Here is a 19,648-nt window from a genome sequence, read left to right as displayed (position 1 = left end):
GCGGCTGCGCGGGGCCTGCAACCGCAGGTCGGCAAAGCGCGGCGGGCGGCGTCAACGGACCGTCGGCAGGCGGCGAACGGGCTGCGCTGCGGGTGCCGCCGGGGCTCGGTTTGCGCTAGAATGCACGGCCTCTGCGAGCCGGCTCGTCCGGCTCCCATACTCCCCCGTCTCCAGAGGCTGTTCCGACAATGCTGATCCTGCGCGGCGCTCCCGCCCTTTCCGCCTTCCGCCACGGCAAACTGCTCGACCTGCTGACCCAGCAGGTACCCGCTGTCACCGGGCTGTACGCCGAGTTTGCGCACTTCGCCGAGGTCAGCGGCGTACTGACCGCCGAGGAGGAACAGGTCCTCGGTCGCCTGCTCAAGTACGGTCCGAGCGTCCCGGTGCAGGAGCCCAGCGGCCGCCTGTTCCTGGTGGTGCCGCGCTTCGGCACCATTTCGCCGTGGTCGAGCAAGGCTTCGGACATCGCCGCCAACTGCGGCCTGGCGAAGATCGAGCGGATCGAGCGCGGCATCGCCTACTACGTCAGTGGCGAACTTTCCGAAGCCGATGCGCAGCTCGTCGCGGCGCGCCTGCACGACCGCATGACCCAGCTTGTGCTTGAGGATCTGGAAGAGGCTTCCGGCCTGTTCAGCCACGCCCAGCCCAAGCCGCTCACCGTCGTCGACGTGCTCGGCGGCGGCCGCCCGGCGCTGGAGAAGGCCAACGTCGAACTGGGCCTGGCGCTGGCCGAGGACGAGATCGACTACCTGGTGAAGAGCTTCGCCGAGCTGGGCCGCAACCCGCACGACGTCGAGCTGATGATGTTTGCCCAGGCCAACTCCGAACACTGCCGCCACAAGATCTTCAACGCCAGTTGGGACATCGACGGCGAGGCTCAGGAAAAGAGCCTGTTCGGCATGATCAAGAACACCTATGAAATGCACAGCGACGGCGTGCTGTCCGCCTACAAGGACAACGCCGCGGTGATGAAGGGCTTCGTCGCCGGCCGCTTCTACCCCAATCCGGAAGACCGCCAGTACGGTGCCAGCGACGAGCCGGTGCACATCCTGATGAAGGTGGAGACGCACAACCACCCGACCGCCATCGCTCCGTTCCCCGGCGCCTCCACCGGCTCCGGCGGCGAAATCCGTGACGAAGGCGCAACCGGCCGTGGCGCCAAGCCGAAGGCCGGCCTGGTCGGCTTCACCGTCTCCAACCTGCAGATCCCCGGTTTCGAGCAGCCCTGGGAAGTCCCGTACGGCAAGCCCGAGCGCATCGTCACCGCGCTGGACATCATGATCGAGGGCCCGCTGGGCGGCGCCGCGTTCAACAACGAATTCGGCCGTCCGAACCTGGCCGGCTACTTCCGTACCTTCGAGCAGGCCGTTCCCACCCCGCGCGGCGAGGAAGTGCGCGGCTACCACAAGCCGATCATGATCGCCGGCGGCATGGGCAACATCCGCGCCGAGCACGTGCAGAAGGGCGAGATCAGCGTCGGCGCCAAGCTCATCGTGCTGGGCGGCCCGGCCATGCTGATCGGCCTCGGCGGCGGTGCCGCATCCTCGATGGCGACCGGCGCCAGCGCCGCCGACCTCGACTTCGCCTCGGTGCAGCGCGAGAACCCGGAAATGGAGCGCCGCTGCCAGGAGGTCATCGACCGCTGCTGGCAGATGGGCGAGAACAACCCGATCAAGTTCATCCACGACGTCGGCGCCGGCGGCATCTCCAACGCCCTGCCGGAACTGATCAACGACGGCGGCCGCGGCGGCCGCTTCGAGCTGCGTGCGGTACCGAACGACGAGCCGGGCATGAGCCCGCTGGAAATCTGGTGCAACGAGTCGCAGGAACGCTATGTCATGTCGGTGGACGCCGCCGACTTCGAAACTTTCAAGGCCATCTGCGAGCGCGAGCGCTGCCCGTTCGCCGTGGTCGGCGAGGCCACCGAGGAGAAGCACCTGACCGTCGCCGACAGCCACTTCGGCAACAAGCCGGTGGACATGCCGCTCGACGTGCTGCTCGGCAAGCCGCCGCGCATGCACCGTTCGGTGACCCGCGAGGCCGAGCTGGGCGATGATTTCGACGCCTCCGCCATCGACCTGGGCGAAGCCACCGAGCGCGTCCTGCGCCACCCGGCCGTGGCCAGCAAGAACTTCCTGATCACCATCGGCGACCGCACCATCACCGGTCTCGTGGCCCGCGACCAGATGGTCGGCCCGTGGCAGGTGCCGGTGGCCGACTGCGCCGTCACCGCCACCAGCTTCGACGTCTACACCGGCGAAGCCATGGCGATGGGCGAGCGCACCCCGTTGGCGCTGCTGGATGCCCCGGCTTCCGGGCGCATGGCCATCGGCGAGACCATCACCAACCTGGCCGCCGCGCGCATCGAGAAGATTTCCGAGATCAAGCTGTCCGCCAACTGGATGGCCGCCGCCGGTCACCCGGGCGAGGACGCGCGCCTGTACGACACCGTCAAGGCGGTCGGCATGGAGCTGTGCCCGGCGCTGGGCATCACCATTCCGGTGGGCAAGGACTCCATGTCCATGAAGACCCGCTGGCAGGACGACGGCGCCGAGAAGAGCGTGACCGCGCCGATGTCGCTGATCATCTCCGGCTTCGCTCCGGTCGCCGACATCCGCGGGACCCTGACCCCGCAGCTGCGCCTGGACAAGGGCGAGACCGACCTGATCCTGATCGACCTCGGCCGCGGCAAGAACCGCCTGGGCGGCTCGATCCTCGCCCAGACCTACGGCCGCATCGGCCAGCAGGTGCCGGACGTCGACGACGCCGAGGACCTCAAGGCCTTCTTCGCCGTGATCCAGGGCCTGAACGCCGACGGCCACCTGCTGGCCTACCACGACCGTTCCGACGGCGGCCTGCTGGCCACCGTGGTGGAAATGGCCTTCGCCGGCCATTGCGGCCTCGACCTGCACCTCGACGCGCTGGCCGACAGCCGCGAGGAACTGGCTGCCGTGCTGTTCAGCGAGGAGCTGGGCGCGGTGATCCAGGTCCACGAAGGCGCCACCCCGGAAGTCCTGGCGCAGTTCAGCGCCGCCGGCCTCGACGATTGCGTCGCCGTCATCGGCCAGCCGGTCAACGGCGACGAGATCGACATCGGCTTCAACGGCGAGCGCGTCTACAACGCCCAGCGCCGCCTGCTGCAGCGCATCTGGAGCGAGACCAGTTACCAGATCCAGCGTCTGCGCGACAACGCTGACTGCGCCACCCAGGAATTCGACGGCCTGCTGGAAGAAGACAACCCCGGCCTGTCGGTCAAGCTCAGCTACGACGTCAACGACGACATCGCCGCGCCGTACATCAGGAAGGGCGTGCGGCCGCAGATGGCGATCCTGCGCGAGCAGGGCGTCAACGGCCAGGTGGAAATGGCCGCGGCCTTCGATCGCGCCGGCTTCGCCGCGGTCGACGTGCACATGAGCGACATCCTCTCCGGCCGCGTCAGCCTCGAAGAGTTCAAGGGGCTGGTCGCCTGCGGCGGCTTCTCCTACGGCGACGTGCTCGGCGCCGGCGAGGGCTGGGCCAAGTCGATCCTGTTCAACGCCCGCGCCCGCGATGCCTTCCAGGGCTTCTTCGAGCGCAAGGACAGCTTCGCCCTCGGCGTGTGCAACGGCTGCCAGATGCTCTCCAACCTGCACGAGCTGATCCCCGGCACCGAGTTCTGGCCGCACTTCGTGCGCAACCGCTCCGAGCAGTTCGAAGCGCGCGTGGCGATGGTCCAGGTGCAGGAGTCGCACTCGATCTTCCTGCAGGGCATGGCTGGTTCGCGCCTGCCGATCGCCATCGCCCACGGCGAAGGGCATGCCGAGTTCGAGAGCGCCGAGGCGCTGCTCGAAGCCGACCTGTCCGGCTGCGTGGCGATGCGCTTCGTCGACAACCACGGCAAGGTCACCGAGACCTACCCGGCCAACCCGAACGGCTCGCCGCGCGGGATCACCGGCCTGTCGAACCGCGACGGCCGCGTCACCATCATGATGCCGCACCCCGAGCGGGTGTTCCGCGCCGTGCAGAACTCCTGGCGTCCGGACGAGTGGGAAGAGGACGGCGGCTGGATGCGCATGTTCCGCAACGCCCGCGTCTGGGTAGGCTGAGAACCGGATAGCCCTCTCCCGCAACGGGAGAGGGCGCCCGAACGGCGGGGAGGGTGAGCCAGCCATGCCGTCCACCCCGATCCTGCCCGAAGTCGTCCATGTCCATCCCGGCGACAGGCTGCCGCTCTGTCGCTGCGGGTTTTCCCCTTGCGGACCCGACTGTCCGGCCGATTGCATCAGCGATCGCTTCCTCGACATCCATCGCGAGCAGTACCTGCTGCTGTGCCGCTGCGGCTGCTCCGCCACGCCGCCCTGGTGCGATGGCAGCCATGTTCCGGAGAAAGGCCTGGCAGCTTCCCTGAAGGGCTTTTTCGCTCGCTGAGCGCCGGAAAATATCGCTGCTGTGGAGAACGTGACGGGCTTCCAGCAGTCCAACCGCCGTGCGTGTCTAATGATGGTTCATTGGCGAAGTGCCACTATTGGATGGCACTCGCCTCTGCGCTGAAAAAACGATTCTCGACGGAGAGCCTTGATGTACAAACTCTGCTTCTATGTTCCCGAAAGCCATCTGGAGCCGGTGAAGAATGCGGTTTTCTCGGCTGGTGCGGGGCGCATCGGGGCTTACGACAGCTGCTGCTGGCAGGTTCTCGGCCAGGGCCAGTTCCGTCCGCTGGACGGCAGCAACCCGTTCATCGGCCAGGCCGGCTCGGTCGAGCAGGTGGCGGAGTGGAAGGTCGAGATGGTGGTGGCCGACGAGCGCATCCACGATGCGGTCAAGGCGCTGAAGATCGCCCATCCCTACGAAACGCCGGCCTTCGAGGTCTGGCGGCTGTCCGACATGGTGTTCTGAGACGTTCTTTATGTGGGGCGGATGACGCTTCGGTGTTATCCGCCTTCCTTATCTCCGCTTCATTCGCCGAACAGCGATCGGAAACAGGAAGGCCGCTTTTCAGCGGCCTTTTCGCATCAGGGACGAATCTCGATCAGCGTCCCGTCCTTCACCAGGTTCCAGACTTCGCGCATGTCCGAGTTGGTCATGGCGATGCAGCCGTTGGTCCAGTCCAGGGTCGAGAAGTACCACTCCGGGTATTCGTCATCCAGCGGAGTGCCGTGGATCATGATCATCCCCCCCGCCGGCAGCCCTTGCTCGCGGGCGCGCGACACGTCGCGGGCGTTGGGGTAGGAGATGTGCATCGACAGGTTGAAGTTCTCGCTGGTCTTGCGCCAGTCGATCCAGTAGAAGCCTTCCGGCGTGCGGTTGTCGCCCTCGCGCAGTTTCGGCCCGCGCGGGGATTTGCCGAGGGAAATCCGGTAGCTCTTGAGAATCTTGCCCTTGCTAAGCAGGTGCAGCCTGTGCTCGCCCTTGAGCACCAGCACCTTGTCGATGGAGCCCTCCAGCGTCGGCGTGGCGTTCGCCTGCGTCAGGGTGGCAAAGGTCAAGCAGAGTAGGGCTAGCAGCCAGCGCATCGAAGTGGAATCCCCAGATTCAAACGAAAGACCCGGTGGCAGTGTTCCGGTTCACTCTTTCTTATAGTTGGCCTGCATGGGTGCGATGGCCTCGTTGCGCACCGGGAAGTCCTGCCGGATGCGGTCCGCGAAGTAGCATTCTAAGGTACGGCCCACGGTCGGGAAAGCCAGCTCGCCCCACGGTATGTCCGATTCGGCGAAGAGTTTCACCTCCAGGCTTTCCTCGCCGGCGGCGAACTCCGGGTCCGCCAGGTTGGCGCGGAAGAACAGGTAGATCTGGCTGATGTGCGGCAGGTCGAAGAGGGTGTAGAGGTGCAGGTCGGTGACCCGCGCGCAGGCTTCTTCCAGGGTCTCGCGGGCGGCGGCCTGTTCCAGGGTCTCGCCGTTCTCCATGAAACCGGCCGGCAGCGTCCAGAAGCCCTGGCGCGGGGCGATGGCGCGGCGGCAGAGGAGGATGCGGCCTTCCCACACCGGCAGGCAGCCGGCGACGATCCGCGGGTTCTGGTAATGCACGGTCCGGCAACTGTCGCAGACGTAGCGAGGCCGATTGTCGCCGCTGGGGATGCGCAGGGTCACGCTGGCGCCGCACTGGCTGCAGTATTTCATGCTGATTCCTTGTCCGATGATGATCAATCTTGCTCGCGGCAAGGGACCGCCAGCAAGGGGCTGGGCTTGGGCGGCGGAGGACTTTCGTGCCATGATTCCCGAACTGGAAGGATCAGAATTTTCTCGCAGGACCGACTGCATGCTGGATGAACTGCGCCAACGCCTTGCGGCGCACACCCCACGCGACCTCTACGACGACCGCAGTTTCCCCGAGGCCGCGGTGCTGCTGCCGATCACCCGCAGCGAAGAACTGGTACTGACCCTGCGCGCCACCGGCCTTTCCACCCATAGCGGCGAAGTCGCCTTTCCCGGCGGACGGCGCGATCCCGAGGACCTCGACCTGGTGCATACCGCGCTGCGCGAGGCGGAGGAGGAAATCGCCCTGCCGCCCGGCCTGGTCGAGGTGGTGACGCCCCTGAGCCCGCTGGTTTCGCGGCACGGCATCAAGGTGACGCCGTTCGTCGGTTTCGTTCCCGATTCGGTGCCGTACAGGCCCAACGACGGCGAGATCGCCGCGGTGTTCAACGTCCCGCTGGAGTTCTTCCGCTCCGATCCGCGGCAGACCACCCACCGCATCGACTATTCCGGGCGCAGCTGGTTCGTGCCCAGCTACCAGTTCGGCGACTACAAGATCTGGGGCCTGTCGGCGATCATGCTGGTCGAGCTGCTGAACCTGCTGTTCGACGAGCAGATCGACCTGCATCGGCCGCCGGAACAGTTCGTCCGGCTCGGCTGACGACAATAACGAGGAGTGTGCAATGAAATACCGTCTGGGCGATGACCGTGTGCAAGCCCACCCCGACAGCTGGGTCGCGCCGAATGCCGCGGTGATCGGCAAGGTGCGCCTGGAGGCCGGCTCCAGCGTCTGGTTCGGCGCCGTGCTGCGCGGCGACACCGAGTGGATCCACATCGGCGAGAACAGCAACGTCCAGGACGGTACCGTGATGCACGCCGACAGCGGCACGCCGCTGGTCATCGGCAGGAATGTCACCATCGGCCACAACGCCATGCTGCACGGCTGCACAGTGGGCGACAACAGCCTCATCGGCATCAACGCCGTGGTGCTCGACGGCGCGAAGATCGGCAGGCACTGCCTGATCGGCGCCAACACCCTGATCCCGCCGGGCAAGGAAATTCCCGACGGCTCGCTGGTGATGGGCTCGCCCGGCAAGGTGGTGCGCGAGCTGACCGAGCAGCAGAAGAAGACCCTCGAGCTCAGCGCCGCCCACTACGTGCAGAACTCGCGGCGTTTCGCCCGCGACCTGGCGGTACAGGAAGACTGATGAGCGACGAACGCCCGGTCGCGTCGCCCTGCGTGCACGTCTGCGCGCTGGATGACGACGACCTGTGCCTGGGCTGCCAGCGCAGCGCCGACGAGATCACCCGCTGGGGTCGAATGGACAACAGCGAGCGGCGGGCCGTCCTGGCCCGCTGTCATGAACGGGCCAAGGCCCAGGGCCTGCTGCACTGACAGGCCTTTTCCCACCCCTTTCGAGGTTCAAGTCATGACCCGTATCGGAACCCCCCTGTCGCCGAGCGCGACCCGCGTGCTGCTGTGCGGCTCCGGCGAACTGGGCAAGGAAGTGGCGATCGAGCTGCAGCGCCTGGGCTGCGAAGTGATCGCCGTCGACCGCTATGCCAACGCCCCGGCCATGCAGGTGGCGCACCGCAGCCACGTGATCAGCATGCTCGACGGCACCGCCCTGCGCGCGGTGATCGAGCAGGAGAAGCCGCACTACATCGTCCCGGAAATCGAGGCGATCGCCACCGCCACCCTGGTCGAGCTGGAAGCCGAGGGCTACACCGTGGTGCCCACCGCCCGCGCAGCGCAGCTGACCATGAACCGCGAGGGCATCCGCCGGCTGGCCGCCGAGGAACTGGGGCTGCCGACCTCGCCCTACCATTTCGCCGACAGTTTCGAGGACTATCGCGCGGGTGTGGCCGCGGTCGGCTATCCCTGCGTGGTCAAGCCGATCATGAGTTCCTCCGGCAAGGGCCAGAGCGTGCTGAAGAGCGACGCCGACCTGCAGGCCGCCTGGGACTACGCCCAGGAAGGCGGCCGCGCCGGCAAGGGCCGGGTGATAGTCGAGGGCTTCATCGACTTCGACTACGAGATCACCCTGCTCACCGTGCGCCATGCCGGCGGCACCAGCTTCTGCGCGCCGATCGGTCACCGCCAGGTGAAGGGCGACTACCACGAATCCTGGCAGCCGCAGGCGATGAGCCCGAAGGCGCTGGCCGAATCCGAACGCGTCGCCCGCGCGGTGACCGAGGCGCTGGGCGGCCGCGGGCTGTTCGGTGTCGAGCTGTTCATCAAGGGCGACGATGTATGGTTCAGCGAGGTATCGCCGCGGCCGCACGACACCGGGCTGGTGACGCTGATTTCCCAGGATCTCTCCGAATTCGCCCTGCACGCGCGGGCCATCCTCGGCCTGCCGATCCCGGTGATCCGCCAGGCCGGCCCGTCGGCCTCGGCGGTGATCCTCGTCGAGGGCACCTCGCAACAGGTCGCCTTCGGTAACCTCGGCGCCGCGCTGGCCGAGCCGGACACCGCGCTGCGCCTGTTCGGCAAGCCGGAAGTCGACGGCCAGCGGCGCATGGGCGTGGCCCTGGCGCGCGACGAATCGACCGACGCCGCGCGGGCCAAGGCGACCCGTTCGGCGCAGGCGGTCAGCATCGAGCTGTGAGCCGCTGGGCGGGACTGGCATGGTGGGCGGTGGCCTTGCCGCTGCTGCCGCTGGTCCTGCCGATGGCGATGCACACCCGCCGCACGGCGCTGCGCCTGGCGCCGGCGGCGGGTGCCTGCGAGGGACTGGCCGGCGCGGACCTTCCCGGCGCGCCGCTGCGTCTGCTGCTGCTTGGCGAGTCGACGGTGGCGGGTGTCGGCGCTTCCTGCCTGCACCTGGCCCTGGCCGGCCGGGTGGCCGAGGCCCTGGCTATCCGCCTGCAGCGTCCGGTTGCCTGGCGCGCGCTGGGCGAGAACGGCATCACCGTCGGCGAGGCCTGCGAGCGTCTGTTGCCGCTGAGCGCCGGGCAGGCGTACGACCTCGTGCTGCTGGTATTCGGCGTCAACGACACCACGCATTTCAGCTCATCGCGCCGCTGGCAGGATTCCCTGCGCTGCCTGATCGGGCATTTCCGCGGGCAGGGCGCCGAAGTGGCCTGCGCTGCGGTTCCTCCGCTGCAGCATTTCTCCGCGCTGCCCTGGCTGCTGCGGGTGCTCCTCGGCTGGCGCGCCGCATTGCTGGACCGGCAGATGCACGGCCTCGCCCGGCGCACCGGCGCCCGCCACTGCACGGCGACCATCGAGATGCAGCCACGCTATCTGGCGGTGGATGGCTACCATCCCTCGGCGCTGGGTTACCGGGTGTGGGGCGAGCGGCTGGCGGAGCAGCTGGAGGTCGCGGGCATGGCCCGCTCCTGCACAGAGCGCAGCGCTTCCGATAAGGCCGGCGGATGACGCTGGCGCGTCATGCGCCCTACAGGTCGGCTCGGTGTAATGCGAACCCTTGTAAGCGGGCCATGCCCGCGACTCGTCCTCCAGCGAGGCGCGCAGATGGGGGCTGGCAGGCGCGGTCCTCAGGCAAACCCGTCCTGCTGGTGGCCGCCAGCGCCCGGCGCGCCGCCGGCCAGCCAGATGCGCACGCTCTTCACCCGGTTCTCGCCGGACTGGAGGATTTCCAGGCGGTAGCGGCCGATCTTCAGGCACACGGCGCAATCGGGAATCTGCTCCAGCGCCTCGGTGACCAGGCCGTTGAGGGTCTTCGGCCCGTCGCTGGGCAGTTGCCAGCCGAGCGAGCGGTTGATGTCGCGCAGGTTGGCCGAGCCGTCGATCACGTAGGTGCCGTCGGCCTGCGGATGGATGTCCGGGTTGCGCAGGGCGTCCTGGTTGCTGAACTCGCCGACGATCTCCTCGAGGATGTCCTCCAGGGTGATGATGCCGATCACCTCGCCGTACTCGTCGACGACGATGCCGATGCGCCGCTTCTGCTTCTGGAAGTTGATCAGCTGGGTCGACAGTGGCGTGCTTTCCGGGACGAAGTAGGGCTCCAGGCAGGCGGCGCGCAGGCCTTCCTTGGTCAACTGGTTGTGCGTCAGCAGGCGCGCGATCTGGCGCATGTGGACGATGCCTTCGACCTGGTTGATGTCGCCGTGGTACACCGGCAGGCGCGTGTGGGTGGTGTTGCGCAGCTGGCCGATGATGGTTTCCAGCTCGTCGTCGAGGTCGATGCCCTGGATCTCGGTGCGCGGGACCATCAGGTCGTTCACCGTGACCTTTTCCAGGTCGAGGATGCTCAGCAGCATGCCTTGCCGGTTGGCGCTGAGCTGTTCGCTGGACTCGCTGACCACGCTGCGCAGCTCGTCGCTGTTCAGCGGCTTGCGGCTGCCCTGACGTGGGTCCAGTCCGAACAGGCGCAGCAGGGCGTTGCTGAAGCCGTTCATCAGCCAGAGCAGCGGGGCGAACAGCTTCTGCAGCACGTACAGCGGCAGGCTGGCGGGCAGCGCGACCTTTTCCGGGCGCAGGGCGGCGTAGGTCTTCGGGGTTATCTCGCCGAAGACCAGCAGGACCAGGGTCAGTACCACCGTCGCCACGGCCACCCCGGCCTCGCCCCACAGGCGCAGGGCGAGCAGGGTGGCCAGCGCCGAGGCGACGATGTTGACGAAGTTGTTGCCGATCAGGATGGTGCCGAGCAGGCGGTCGGTGCGCAGCAGCAGCCAGCTGGTGCGCCGCGCCGCGCGGTTGCCCTGCTTGGCCTGGTGGCGCAGGCGGTAGCGGTCGAGGCCGAGCATGCCGGTCTCGGCGCTGGCGAAGAACGCCGAACAGAGGATGAGCAGGATCAGGAGGCCGATGAGGTAGCCAGGATGGATCTCACCCACGTGCCCCGCCTCCTCAGATGTGCAGGATGAACTCGCGCACCAGCTTGCTGCCGAAGTAGGCCAGCATCAACAGCAGGAAGCCGGCGAGGGTCCAGCGGATCGCCTTGTGCCCGCGCCAGCCGAGCTGGTGGCGTCCCCACAGCAGGACGCCGAACACCACCCAGGCGAGGCAGGAAAGCAGCGTCTTGTGCGCCAGGTGCTGGGCGAACAGGTTCTCGACGAACAGCCAGCCGGAGATCAGCGACAGCGACAGCAGCACCCAGCCACCCAGGAGGAAGCCGAACAGCAGGCTTTCCATGGTCTGCAGCGGCGGGAAGTTGCGGATCAGCCCGGAGGGATGCTTGTGCTTGAGCTGATGGTCCTGCACCAGCAGCAACAGCGCCTGCAGCGCGGCGATGGTCAGGACGCCGTAGGCCAGAATCGACAGCAGGATGTGCGCGAGGATGCCCGCCTGCTCGTTGATCGACTCGACGGTGCCGTGGGGGACGAACTGCGCCATCAGGGTGGCCAGTGCGCCGATCGGGTAGAGCAGCAGCAGCAGGTTCTCCACCGGGATGCGCAGGCAGGCCAGCACCGTCAGCAGGGTGATGGCCGCGGAAATCAGACTGGCGGCATTGAAGAAGTCCAGCACCAGGCCGGCCGGCGTCAGCAGCTGGTGGTAGAGGCTGTAGGCCTGGGCGAGGAAGGCCAGCAGGCCGAGCAGAAGCAGCAGGGGCTTGTACGGCGGAGTCCGGCGGGCCAGGCTCACGGCGTGGTAGGCCGTGGTGCCGAGATAGAGAACGGCAGCGATCAGACTGGGCAGCAGAGAGTGCATAAGTCCTTGGAACAGGGTCCGAAAGGCCGAGAGTGTGGCACATTCCGGTCCCCCTAGAAAGCGCCTGGGAAGGCTTCTCCTTTGCATCCGGCCCGCTGGTGCCGGCGGAGGGATCATCGGCGGTGTTGGCCGCCACGGCTCTTCGCTATAATCCCGCGCTTGCTGCCACGCCCACCCCCGGCTCGGACGAGCCCGATAGGAAAGCGCATGTTCGAAAACCTTACAGACCGCCTCTCGCAAACGCTGCGCAATGTCACCGGCAAGGCCAAGCTGACCGAGGACAACATCAAGGATACGCTCCGCGAAGTGCGGATGGCCCTGCTCGAGGCTGACGTGGCCCTGCCGGTGGTCAAGGACTTCGTCGCCAGGATCAAGGAGCGCGCGGTCGGCACCGAAGTATCCAAGAGCCTGACTCCGGGCCAGGCCTTCGTGAAGATCGTCCAGGCCGAGCTGGTCGAGCTGATGGGCGCGGCCAACGAGGACCTGGCGCTGAGCGTCGCGCCGCCGGCGGTGATCCTGATGGCCGGCCTGCAGGGCGCGGGCAAGACCACCACGGTGGGCAAGCTGGCGCGCTTCCTCAAGGAGCGCAAGAAGAAGTCGGTGCTGGTGGTTTCCGCGGACGTCTACCGTCCGGCGGCGATCAAGCAACTGGAAACCCTCGCCCATGACGTCGGCGTGACCTTCTTCCCCTCCGACACCAGCCAGAAGCCGGTAGCCATCGCCGAGGCGGCGATCCGCGAGGCGAAGCTGAAGTTCATCGACGTGGTCATCGTCGATACCGCCGGTCGCCTGCACATCGACGCCGAGATGATGGACGAGATCAAGCAGGTCCACGCGGCGATCAAGCCGGCCGAGACCCTGTTCGTGGTCGACGCCATGACCGGCCAGGACGCCGCCAACACCGCCAAGGCCTTCAACGAGGCGCTGCCGCTGACTGGCGTGGTGCTGACCAAGGTCGACGGCGACGCCCGTGGCGGTGCCGCGCTGTCCGTGCGCGCCATCACCGGCAAGCCGATCAAGTTCCTCGGCATGGGCGAGAAGACCGAAGCGCTCGATCCCTTCCATCCGGACCGCGTGGCCTCGCGCATCCTCGGCATGGGCGACGTGCTCAGCCTGATCGAGCAGGCCGAGCAGAGCATGGACCGGGCCAAGGCCGAGAAGCTCGCGAAGAAGATCAAGAAGGGCAAGGGCTTCGATCTCGAGGACTTCCGCGACCAGCTGCAGCAGATGAAGAACATGGGCGGCCTCGGCAGCCTGATGGACAAGTTGCCGATGCTCGGCGGCGTCAACCTGTCGCAGATGGGCGGCGCGCAGAACGCAGCGGAAAAGCAGTTCAAGCAGATGGAGGCGATCATCAACTCCATGACGCCCGCCGAACGTCGCGACCCGGAAGTGATCAGCGGCTCGCGCAAGCGCCGCATCGCGATGGGCTCCGGCACCCAGGTGCAGGACGTCGGCCGCCTCATCAAGCAGCACAAGCAGATGCAGAAGATGATGAAGAAGGTCACCGCCAAGGGCGGCATGGCCAAGATGATGCGCGGCATGGGAAGCATGTTCCCGGGCGGCGGCATGCCGAAGATGTGATTCACAGGCCCCGCCGGGAGCGGCGTGCCGACCAGCTGCGGCTTGCAGCGCGGGGCTTTAGCTCATAGAATATGCGGCCTTTCGAGCCCCGTGCTCGAGGGCTGCATTTCTTTTTTGCAAGCAAACCATAGGAACAACGTACGCATGGTAACCATTCGTCTGGCTCGTGGCGGCTCCAAGAAGCGCCCGTTCTATCACCTGACCGTGACCAACAGCCGCAACGCTCGTGACGGCCGTTTCGTCGAGCGCGTCGGCTTCTTCAACCCTGTCGCTACTGGCGCCGAAGTTCGTTTCTCGGTCAACCAGGAGCGTCTGAACTACTGGCTGGGCCAGGGCGCTCAACCGTCCGAGCGCGTTGCTCAGCTGATCAAGGAAGCCGCCAAGGCTGCCTGAGATCGATGAACACGATGCCTGCTCCCGCCGAGGAGATGATCGTTCTCGGCAAGATAGTTTCGGTGCACGGCATTCGTGGCGAGGTGAAGGTGTATTCCTTTACCGACCCGTTGGACAACCTGCTGGACTACCGGCGCTGGACGCTACGGCGTGGCACCGAGGTTCGACAGGCTGAGCTGGTTCAAGGCCGCGTACAGGGCAATGTCCTGGTAGCGAAGCTGAAGGGACTGGATGATCGCGAAGTCGCCCGCACCTATGCGGATTTCGAGATCCTGGTACCGCGCAGCGAGCTCCCGGAGCTGGACGACGGCGAGTATTACTGGAGCCAGCTGGAAGGTCTCAAGGTGATCGACCAGAACGGGCAGCTGCTCGGAATGATCGACCACATGCTGGAGACCGGCGCCAACGATGTGATGGTGGTCAAGCCCTGTGCGGGCAGCCTGGACGAGCGTGAGCGCCTTCTCCCCTATACGGAGCAGTGCGTGCAGGCGGTGGACCTGGCAGCCGGCGAAATGCGGGTGGACTGGGACGCGGATTTCTAGCCCTGTGGGTGGAGGTAACAGCCCGTGTGGATAGGAGTCATCAGCATCTTTCCGGAGATGTTCCGCGCCATCAGCGACTACGGCATCACCAGTCGTGCGGTCAAGCAGGAGCTGATCCAGCTCCAGTGTTTCAACCCGCGAAGCAATACCGAGGACCGTCACCAGACGGTGGATGACCGGCCTTTCGGCGGTGGTCCGGGAATGGTGATGAAAATCAAGCCGCTGGAAGGCGCACTGGGCGATGCCCGGCAAGCCGCAGGCGGACCGGCGAAGGTGATCTACCTGTCGCCGCAAGGCCGCAAGCTGACGCAGGCGGCGGTACGCGAACTGGCGAAAGAGGAACGACTGATCCTGATCGCCGGGCGCTACGAAGGCATCGACGAGCGCTTCATTGAAGAGCATGTCGATGAGGAATGGTCGGTTGGCGATTACGTGTTGTCCGGCGGTGAGCTGCCGGCGATGGTGCTGATCGACGCGGTGACGCGGTTGTTGCCCGGCGCGCTGGGACACGCGGATTCCGCAGAGGAGGACTCCTTCACGGATGGCCTGCTCGATTGTCCGCACTACACCCGACCCGAGGTGTATGCCGACAAACGTGTTCCCGAGGTGCTGCTCAGCGGCAACCACGAACACATCCGGCGCTGGCGTTTGCAGCAGTCCCTTGGAAGGACCTGGGAACGACGCACCGATCTTCTGGATTGCCGCTCGCTTTCTGGAGAAGAGAAGAAGCTGCTGGAGGAGTACATCCGCCAGCGGGACGATAGTTAACGTATCGATGGCCGGCCAGAAGCCTGCCTTAGGAGCACAGCATGACCAACAAGATCATTCAGCAGATCGAAGCTGAACAGATGAGCAAAGAGATTCCGGCGTTCGCCCCCGGCGACACCGTAATCGTCCAGGTTAAAGTGAAGGAAGGCGACCGTCAGCGTCTGCAGGCCTTCGAAGGCGTCGTGATCGGCAAGCGCAACCGCGGCCTGAACAGCGCTTTCACCGTTCGCAAGATCTCCAACGGCGTAGGCGTGGAGCGTACCTTCCAGACCTACAGCCCGTTGGTCGACAGCGTTTCCGTCAAGCGCCGCGGCGACGTGCGCAAGGCCAAGCTGTACTACCTCCGCGAACTGTCCGGCAAGGCAGCGCGCATCAAGGAAAAACTGGTCTAAGCCTCGCGCTTACCAGTCGATCCGGAAAAAAGCAGCCCACGGGCTGCTTTTTTCATGCCTGGAGAAAAGGCGCGTAGGGCGGGTGAAGCCCGCCGATATCTCCTGTGCCGACATGGCGGGTTGCACCCGCCCTACGAGTCTGTCGCCCGAAAGCGCCTCGCCCCGACGAACGACCAGCCCCGGAAGCTTCCGGCTACAAGCTGGCGGCTCGGCCCGCAGGGCCGGCTGTGGTAGTCTTCATCGATCGATCACGGGAGTTTTTCATGCGTCTGTACCGATTTCTGACTGCCGCGGCCCTCGGCCTCGCCAGCACCCTCGCACTGGCCGCCGAGCCGGACCAGGCGATCCGCAGTACCCTGCATTCCCTGCAGCCCGACCTGCCCATCGAGTCGATCTCCGCCAGCCCGCTGCAAGGCATCTACCAGGTCCAGCTGAAGGGCGGCCGCGTCCTCTATGCCAGCGCCGACGGCCAGTTCGTCGTGCAGGGCAACATCTACCAGGTGAAGGACGGCCAGCCGGTCAACCTCACCGAGCAGGCCGAAAGCGCCTCGATCGCCAGGACCATCAACGCCATCCCGGCCAAGGAGATGGTGGTGTTCCCGGCCAAGGGCGAAACCAGGGCGCACATCACCGTGTTCACCGACACCACCTGCCCGTACTGCCAGAAGCTGCATGCCGAAGTCCCGGAGCTGAACAAGCGCGGCATCGAAGTGCGCTACCTGGCCTTCCCGCGCCAGGGGCCGGGCTCGTCGGGCGACCAGCAGCTGCAGTCGATCTGGTGCGCCAAGGACCGCCAGGCGGCGATCAACGACATGTTCCACGAGAAGGAAGTGAAGTCGGCCAAGTGCGACAACCCCGTGGACAAGCAGTTCGAGCTGGGACAGATGGTCGGCGTGCAGGGCACTCCAGCGATCATCCTCGCCAACGGCCAGATGCTGCCGGGCTACCAGTCGGCCGGCCAGATCGCCAAGCTGGCCCTGGACACCAAGTGAGACGGGCGTTCCGCCCAGATTGACTAATAAAGCACCGCTTCGTAAGGTGCGGTTCCTTCAAGTGGCCGGGCTCAATGCCCGGCTTTTATTGCTGTGATGATGGGGAGTTTCAGCGTGAAACCGGTCAAAGTGGGAATCTGCGGGTTGGGTACCGTCGGTGGCGGTACCTTCAATGTACTCAAACGCAACGCCGAGGAGATTGCCCGCCGTGCCGGGCGTGGTATCGAGGTTGCGCAGATTGCCGCCCGTCGTCCCAATCCGAAGTCCGATACCGGCAGCACCCCCATCACTGCCGACATCTTCGAAGTGGCGAACAACCCGGAAATCGACATCGTCATCGAACTGATCGGCGGCTACACCCAGGCCTACGAGCTGGTGATGAAGGCCATCGAGAACGGCAAGCACGTGGTCACCGCGAACAAGGCGCTGATCGCCGTGCACGGAAACGAGATCTTCGCCAAGGCCCGCGAGAAGGGCGTGATCGTCGCCTTCGAGGCCGCGGTGGCCGGCGGCATCCCGGTGATCAAGGCGATCCGCGAGGGCCTGGCCGGCAACCGCATCAACTGGCTGGCCGGCATCATCAACGGCACCGGCAACTTCATCCTCACCGAGATGCGCGAGAAAGGCCGCGCCTTCGACGACGTGTTGAAGGAAGCCCAGGCCCTGGGCTACGCCGAAGCCGACCCGACCTTTGACGTGGAAGGCATCGACGCCGCGCACAAGCTGACCATCCTGGCGTCCATCGCCTTCGGCATCCCGCTGCAGTTCGACAAGGCCTACACCGAAGGCATCACCAGACTGACCACCGCCGACGTCAACTACGCCGAGGCGCTGGGCTACCGCATCAAGCACCTGGGCGTGGCGCGCCGTACCGATGCCGGTATCGAGCTGCGCGTGCACCCGACCCTGATTCCGGCCGACCGCCTGATCGCCAACGTCAACGGCGTGATGAACGCGGTGATGGTCAACGGCGACGCCGCCGGCAGCACCCTGTTCTACGGCGCCGGCGCCGGCATGGACCCGACCGCCTCGTCGGTGGTCGCCGACCTGGTCGATGTTGTCCGCGTGCTCACCACCGACCCGGAGAACCGCGTACCGCACCTGGCCTTCCAGCCGGACTCGCTCTCCGACCACCCGATCCTGCCGATCGAAGCCTGCGAAAGCGCCTACTACCTGCGCATCCAGGCCAAGGACCATCCGGGCGTACTGGCCCAGGTGGCGACCATCCTCTCCGAGCGCGGCATCAACATCGAGTCGATCATGCAGATGGAAGTCGAAGAGCATGACGGCCTGGTGCCGATGATCCTGGTTACCCACCGGGTGCTCGAGTCCCGCATCATCGAAGCGATCGCCGCGCTGGAAGCGCTGGATGACGTGGTCGGCAGCGTCGTACGCATCCGCGTAGAGCAGCTCGCTTGAGGCTGCAGGCTGAAGGCTGGACGAGATCGCTTTTGCGTCCAGCCTCCGGCCTCCAGCGCTTTTATCGGCTTTCATGAAAGGTTTCTAAAATGCGCTACATCAGTACCCGCGGCCAGGCGCCCGCGCTGAACTTCGAAGACGTGCTGCTCGCCGGCCTGGCCAGCGATGGCGGCCTCTACGTGCCGGAAAACCTGCCGCGCTTCACCGTCGAGGAGATCGCCTCCTGGGCCGGCCTGCCGTACCACGAACTGGCCTTCCGCGTGATGCGCCCGTTCGTCGCCGGCAGCATCGCCGATGCCGACTTCAAGAAGATCCTCGAGGAAACCTACGGCGTCTTCGACCACAACGCCGTGGCGCCGCTGCGCCAGCTGAACGGCAACGAGTGGGTGCTGGAGCTGTTCCACGGCCCGACCCTGGCCTTCAAGGACTTCGCCCTGCAACTGCTCGGCCGCCTGCTCGACCACGTGCTGACCAGGCGCGGCGAGCGCGTGGTGATCATGGGCGCCACCTCCGGCGACACCGGTTCGGCCGCCATCGAAGGCTGCCGTTCCTGCGAGAACGTCGACATCTTCATCATGCACCCGCACAACCGTGTGTCCGAGGTGCAGCGCCGGCAGATGACCACCATCCTCGGCGAGAACATCCACAACATCGCCATCGAAGGCAACTTCGACGACTGCCAGGAGATGGTCAAGGCCAGCTTCGCCGACCAGGGCTTCCTCAAGGGCACCCGTCTGGTGGCAGTCAACTCGATCAACTGGGCGCGGATCATGGCCCAGATCGTCTACTACTTCCACGCCGCCATCCAGCTGGGCGCGCCGGCCCGTTCCGTGGCCTTCTCGGTGCCCACCGGCAACTTCGGCGACATCTTCGCCGGCTACCTGGCGCGCAACATGGGCCTGCCGGTCAGCCAGCTGATCGTCGCGACCAACCGCAACGACATCCTGCACCGCTTCATGTCCGGCAACCGCTACGACAAGGACACCCTGCACGCGTCGCTGTCGCCGTCGATGGACATCATGGTCTCATCCAACTTCGAGCGCCTGCTGTTCGACCTGCACGGCCGCAACGGCAAGGCCGTCGCCGAGCTGATGGACAACTTCAAGGCCACCGGCAAGCTGGCCGTCGAGGATGACCGCTGGACCGAAGCCCGCCGCCTGTTCGACTCGCTGGCCGTGGATGACGAGCAGACCTGCGAGACCATCGCCGAGGTCTACGCCGAGTGTGGCGAACTGCTCGACCCGCACACCGCCATCGGCGTGCGCGCTGCCCGCGAATGCCGCCGCAGCCTGGCCGTGCCCATGGTCACCCTGGGTACCGCGCATCCGGTCAAGTTCCCGGAAGCGGTGGAGAAGGCTGGCATCGACGCGGTTCCGGCGCTGCCGCCGCACCTGACCGACCTGTTCCAGCGCGAAGAGCGTTGCACCGTGCTGCCCAACGAACTGGCCAAGGTTCAGGCCTTCGTCAGCGCCCACGGCAATCGCGGCAAACCGCTCTGATTCGCTGTGCATGAATGAAAAAACCCGCCGTTTGGCGTAATACTGTTCACTTAAGCGGAGCGGCCTTGCGGTTCACCGGGTAGCGAGTCTTTGAGATCTTCACCGTCCTTGGCCTGGTAGGCCTTGGACGGCGATCCAGAAACAGCCCGCCGATCCCGGCCCGCAACTCTGTCAATCGCCTTCCGGTAGCAGAAATCGGATTGGCCGCTGCCATCACGATCAGTTGAACGGCGATGTAGTGGGCTACCGGCTTGAAGCGTATCTCGGAT

20 protein-coding genes and 1 pseudogene are annotated in these 19,648 nt (G+C 66.0%); 16 read left to right on the top strand and 5 right to left on the bottom strand.

Features of this window, described 5'->3' with window-relative positions; genetic code table 11:
- The first annotated feature begins 188 nt into the window (after positions 1 to 188).
- The 3 genes from purL (at position 189) to BLR75_RS25325 (ending at position 4,875) form a co-directional block, all read left to right on the top strand.
- Positions 189 to 4,085, top strand: a complete 3,897-nt coding sequence (purL, locus tag BLR75_RS25335) for a phosphoribosylformylglycinamidine synthase (protein WP_084315099.1) — start codon at positions 189 to 191, stop codon at positions 4,083 to 4,085.
- 64 nt (positions 4,086 to 4,149) lie between these two features.
- On the top strand, positions 4,150 to 4,407 hold the full coding sequence (locus BLR75_RS25330) for a CDGSH iron-sulfur domain-containing protein (RefSeq protein ID WP_084315100.1): 258 nt from the start codon (positions 4,150 to 4,152) through the stop codon (positions 4,405 to 4,407).
- 150 nt (positions 4,408 to 4,557) lie between these two features.
- Complete coding sequence (locus tag BLR75_RS25325; RefSeq protein ID WP_084315101.1) at positions 4,558 to 4,875, top strand: YqfO family protein; 318 nt, start codon at positions 4,558 to 4,560, stop codon at positions 4,873 to 4,875.
- 116 nt (positions 4,876 to 4,991) lie between these two features.
- On the opposite strand, the gene BLR75_RS25320 is transcribed toward BLR75_RS25325, so the two are convergent.
- Both BLR75_RS25320 and BLR75_RS25315 read right to left on the bottom strand, forming a co-directional pair.
- The gene (locus tag BLR75_RS25320; RefSeq protein ID WP_084315102.1) at positions 4,992 to 5,492 is read right to left on the bottom strand and encodes a L,D-transpeptidase family protein; all 501 of its coding nucleotides are present in this window, start codon (positions 5,490 to 5,492) and stop codon (positions 4,992 to 4,994) included.
- Between the two features lie 51 nt (positions 5,493 to 5,543).
- Positions 5,544 to 6,098: an NUDIX hydrolase gene (locus BLR75_RS25315; RefSeq protein ID WP_084315103.1), complete on the bottom strand. Its 555-nt coding sequence runs from the start codon at positions 6,096 to 6,098 to the stop codon at positions 5,544 to 5,546.
- A gap of 139 nt (positions 6,099 to 6,237) precedes the next feature.
- On the opposite strand from BLR75_RS25315, the gene BLR75_RS25310 reads away from it, so the two are divergent.
- The 5 genes from BLR75_RS25310 to BLR75_RS25290 are packed head-to-tail and all read left to right on the top strand — an operon-like array spanning position 6,238 to position 9,558.
- A complete protein-coding gene (locus BLR75_RS25310; RefSeq protein ID WP_084315104.1) occupies positions 6,238 to 6,834 on the top strand; it encodes a CoA pyrophosphatase in 597 nt (198 codons plus the stop codon).
- A 22-nt stretch (positions 6,835 to 6,856) separates the two neighbouring features.
- A complete protein-coding gene (locus BLR75_RS25305) occupies positions 6,857 to 7,381 on the top strand; it encodes a gamma carbonic anhydrase family protein (RefSeq protein WP_084315105.1) in 525 nt (174 codons plus the stop codon).
- The gene (locus BLR75_RS25300; protein ID WP_084315106.1) at positions 7,381 to 7,569 is read left to right on the top strand and encodes a DUF1289 domain-containing protein; all 189 of its coding nucleotides are present in this window, start codon (positions 7,381 to 7,383) and stop codon (positions 7,567 to 7,569) included. Before BLR75_RS25305 ends, BLR75_RS25300 begins: the two co-directional genes overlap by 1 nt.
- Positions 7,570 to 7,603: 34 nt before the next feature.
- Positions 7,604 to 8,785: a formate-dependent phosphoribosylglycinamide formyltransferase gene (purT, locus tag BLR75_RS25295; protein ID WP_084315107.1), complete on the top strand. Its 1,182-nt coding sequence runs from the start codon at positions 7,604 to 7,606 to the stop codon at positions 8,783 to 8,785.
- Entirely contained in the window at positions 8,782 to 9,558 is a 777-nt protein-coding gene (locus tag BLR75_RS25290) for an SGNH/GDSL hydrolase family protein (protein WP_084315108.1), read from the top strand. The genes purT and BLR75_RS25290 overlap by 4 nt, the downstream gene beginning before the upstream one ends.
- A 119-nt stretch (positions 9,559 to 9,677) precedes the next feature.
- On the opposite strand, the gene BLR75_RS25285 is transcribed toward BLR75_RS25290, so the two are convergent.
- Positions 9,678 to 10,976 carry an HlyC/CorC family transporter gene (locus BLR75_RS25285; protein ID WP_084315109.1) on the bottom strand — a complete coding sequence of 433 codons (1,299 nt, stop codon included), beginning with the start codon at positions 10,974 to 10,976 and terminating at the stop codon, positions 9,678 to 9,680.
- A 13-nt stretch (positions 10,977 to 10,989) separates the two neighbouring features.
- Positions 10,990 to 11,790: a cytochrome C assembly family protein gene (locus BLR75_RS25280; protein ID WP_084315110.1), complete on the bottom strand. Its 801-nt coding sequence runs from the start codon at positions 11,788 to 11,790 to the stop codon at positions 10,990 to 10,992.
- A 207-nt stretch (positions 11,791 to 11,997) separates the two neighbouring features.
- Between BLR75_RS25280 and ffh the strand changes: the two genes are divergently transcribed.
- The 8 genes from ffh to thrC all read left to right on the top strand — a co-directional run bounded on the left by ffh (position 11,998) and on the right by thrC (position 19,379).
- Complete coding sequence (gene ffh / locus BLR75_RS25275; protein WP_084315111.1) at positions 11,998 to 13,374, top strand: signal recognition particle protein; 1,377 nt, start codon at positions 11,998 to 12,000, stop codon at positions 13,372 to 13,374.
- 144 nt (positions 13,375 to 13,518) lie between these two features.
- Entirely contained in the window at positions 13,519 to 13,767 is a 249-nt protein-coding gene (rpsP, locus tag BLR75_RS25270) for a 30S ribosomal protein S16 (RefSeq protein WP_084315112.1), read from the top strand.
- Positions 13,768 to 13,781: 14 nt separating this feature from the next.
- Positions 13,782 to 14,309 carry a ribosome maturation factor RimM gene (gene rimM, locus BLR75_RS25265; RefSeq protein ID WP_169720300.1) on the top strand — a complete coding sequence of 176 codons (528 nt, stop codon included), beginning with the start codon at positions 13,782 to 13,784 and terminating at the stop codon, positions 14,307 to 14,309.
- 24 nt (positions 14,310 to 14,333) lie between these two features.
- On the top strand, positions 14,334 to 15,077 hold the full coding sequence (gene trmD / locus BLR75_RS25260; RefSeq protein WP_084315114.1) for a tRNA (guanosine(37)-N1)-methyltransferase TrmD: 744 nt from the start codon (positions 14,334 to 14,336) through the stop codon (positions 15,075 to 15,077).
- Positions 15,078 to 15,118: 41 nt separating this feature from the next.
- The gene (gene rplS / locus BLR75_RS25255) at positions 15,119 to 15,469 is read left to right on the top strand and encodes a 50S ribosomal protein L19 (RefSeq protein ID WP_015478452.1); all 351 of its coding nucleotides are present in this window, start codon (positions 15,119 to 15,121) and stop codon (positions 15,467 to 15,469) included.
- Between the two features lie 263 nt (positions 15,470 to 15,732).
- Complete coding sequence (locus BLR75_RS25250; protein ID WP_084315115.1) at positions 15,733 to 16,461, top strand: disulfide isomerase DsbC N-terminal domain-containing protein; 729 nt, start codon at positions 15,733 to 15,735, stop codon at positions 16,459 to 16,461.
- Positions 16,462 to 16,575: 114 nt separating this feature from the next.
- Positions 16,576 to 17,880, top strand: coding sequence for a homoserine dehydrogenase (locus tag BLR75_RS25245; RefSeq protein WP_084315116.1), 1,305 nt, complete (start codon positions 16,576 to 16,578; stop codon positions 17,878 to 17,880).
- An 89-nt stretch (positions 17,881 to 17,969) separates the two neighbouring features.
- A complete protein-coding gene (gene thrC, locus BLR75_RS25240) occupies positions 17,970 to 19,379 on the top strand; it encodes a threonine synthase (RefSeq protein WP_084315117.1) in 1,410 nt (469 codons plus the stop codon).
- 46 nt (positions 19,380 to 19,425) lie between these two features.
- On the opposite strand, the pseudogene BLR75_RS25235 reads toward thrC, so the two are convergent.
- Positions 19,426 to 19,648 (bottom strand): annotated as a pseudogene (locus BLR75_RS25235) (IS4 family transposase); the annotation flags it as partial.

Origin of the sequence: Pseudomonas jinjuensis, from assembly GCF_900103845.1 — a bacterium.
GTDB lineage: Bacteria > Pseudomonadota > Gammaproteobacteria > Pseudomonadales > Pseudomonadaceae > Pseudomonas > Pseudomonas jinjuensis.
Note: the sequence above shows the minus strand (reverse complement) of the source record. Positions and strands in the feature narration are given on the sequence as shown.

What these genes read in the sequence shown, in the direction of transcription:
- purL (WP_084315099.1), top strand. Translation starts at nt 189, where the DNA reads ATGCTGATCCTGCGCGGCGCTCCCGCCCTTTCCGCCTTCCGCCACGGC.
- BLR75_RS25330 (WP_084315100.1), top strand. Translation starts at nt 4,150, where the DNA reads ATGCCGTCCACCCCGATCCTGCCCGAAGTCGTCCATGTCCATCCCGGC.
- BLR75_RS25325 (WP_084315101.1), top strand. Translation starts at nt 4,558, where the DNA reads ATGTACAAACTCTGCTTCTATGTTCCCGAAAGCCATCTGGAGCCGGTG.
- BLR75_RS25320 (WP_084315102.1), bottom strand. Translation starts at nt 5,492, where the DNA reads ATGCGCTGGCTGCTAGCCCTACTCTGCTTGACCTTTGCCACCCTGACG.
- BLR75_RS25315 (WP_084315103.1), bottom strand. Translation starts at nt 6,098, where the DNA reads ATGAAATACTGCAGCCAGTGCGGCGCCAGCGTGACCCTGCGCATCCCC.
- BLR75_RS25310 (WP_084315104.1), top strand. Translation starts at nt 6,238, where the DNA reads ATGCTGGATGAACTGCGCCAACGCCTTGCGGCGCACACCCCACGCGAC.
- BLR75_RS25305 (WP_084315105.1), top strand. Translation starts at nt 6,857, where the DNA reads ATGAAATACCGTCTGGGCGATGACCGTGTGCAAGCCCACCCCGACAGC.
- BLR75_RS25300 (WP_084315106.1), top strand. Translation starts at nt 7,381, where the DNA reads ATGAGCGACGAACGCCCGGTCGCGTCGCCCTGCGTGCACGTCTGCGCG.
- purT (WP_084315107.1), top strand. Translation starts at nt 7,604, where the DNA reads ATGACCCGTATCGGAACCCCCCTGTCGCCGAGCGCGACCCGCGTGCTG.
- BLR75_RS25280 (WP_084315110.1), bottom strand. Translation starts at nt 11,790, where the DNA reads ATGCACTCTCTGCTGCCCAGTCTGATCGCTGCCGTTCTCTATCTCGGC.
- ffh (WP_084315111.1), top strand. Translation starts at nt 11,998, where the DNA reads ATGTTCGAAAACCTTACAGACCGCCTCTCGCAAACGCTGCGCAATGTC.
- rpsP (WP_084315112.1), top strand. Translation starts at nt 13,519, where the DNA reads ATGGTAACCATTCGTCTGGCTCGTGGCGGCTCCAAGAAGCGCCCGTTC.
- rimM (WP_169720300.1), top strand. Translation starts at nt 13,782, where the DNA reads ATGCCTGCTCCCGCCGAGGAGATGATCGTTCTCGGCAAGATAGTTTCG.
- rplS (WP_015478452.1), top strand. Translation starts at nt 15,119, where the DNA reads ATGACCAACAAGATCATTCAGCAGATCGAAGCTGAACAGATGAGCAAA.
- BLR75_RS25250 (WP_084315115.1), top strand. Translation starts at nt 15,733, where the DNA reads ATGCGTCTGTACCGATTTCTGACTGCCGCGGCCCTCGGCCTCGCCAGC.
- thrC (WP_084315117.1), top strand. Translation starts at nt 17,970, where the DNA reads ATGCGCTACATCAGTACCCGCGGCCAGGCGCCCGCGCTGAACTTCGAA.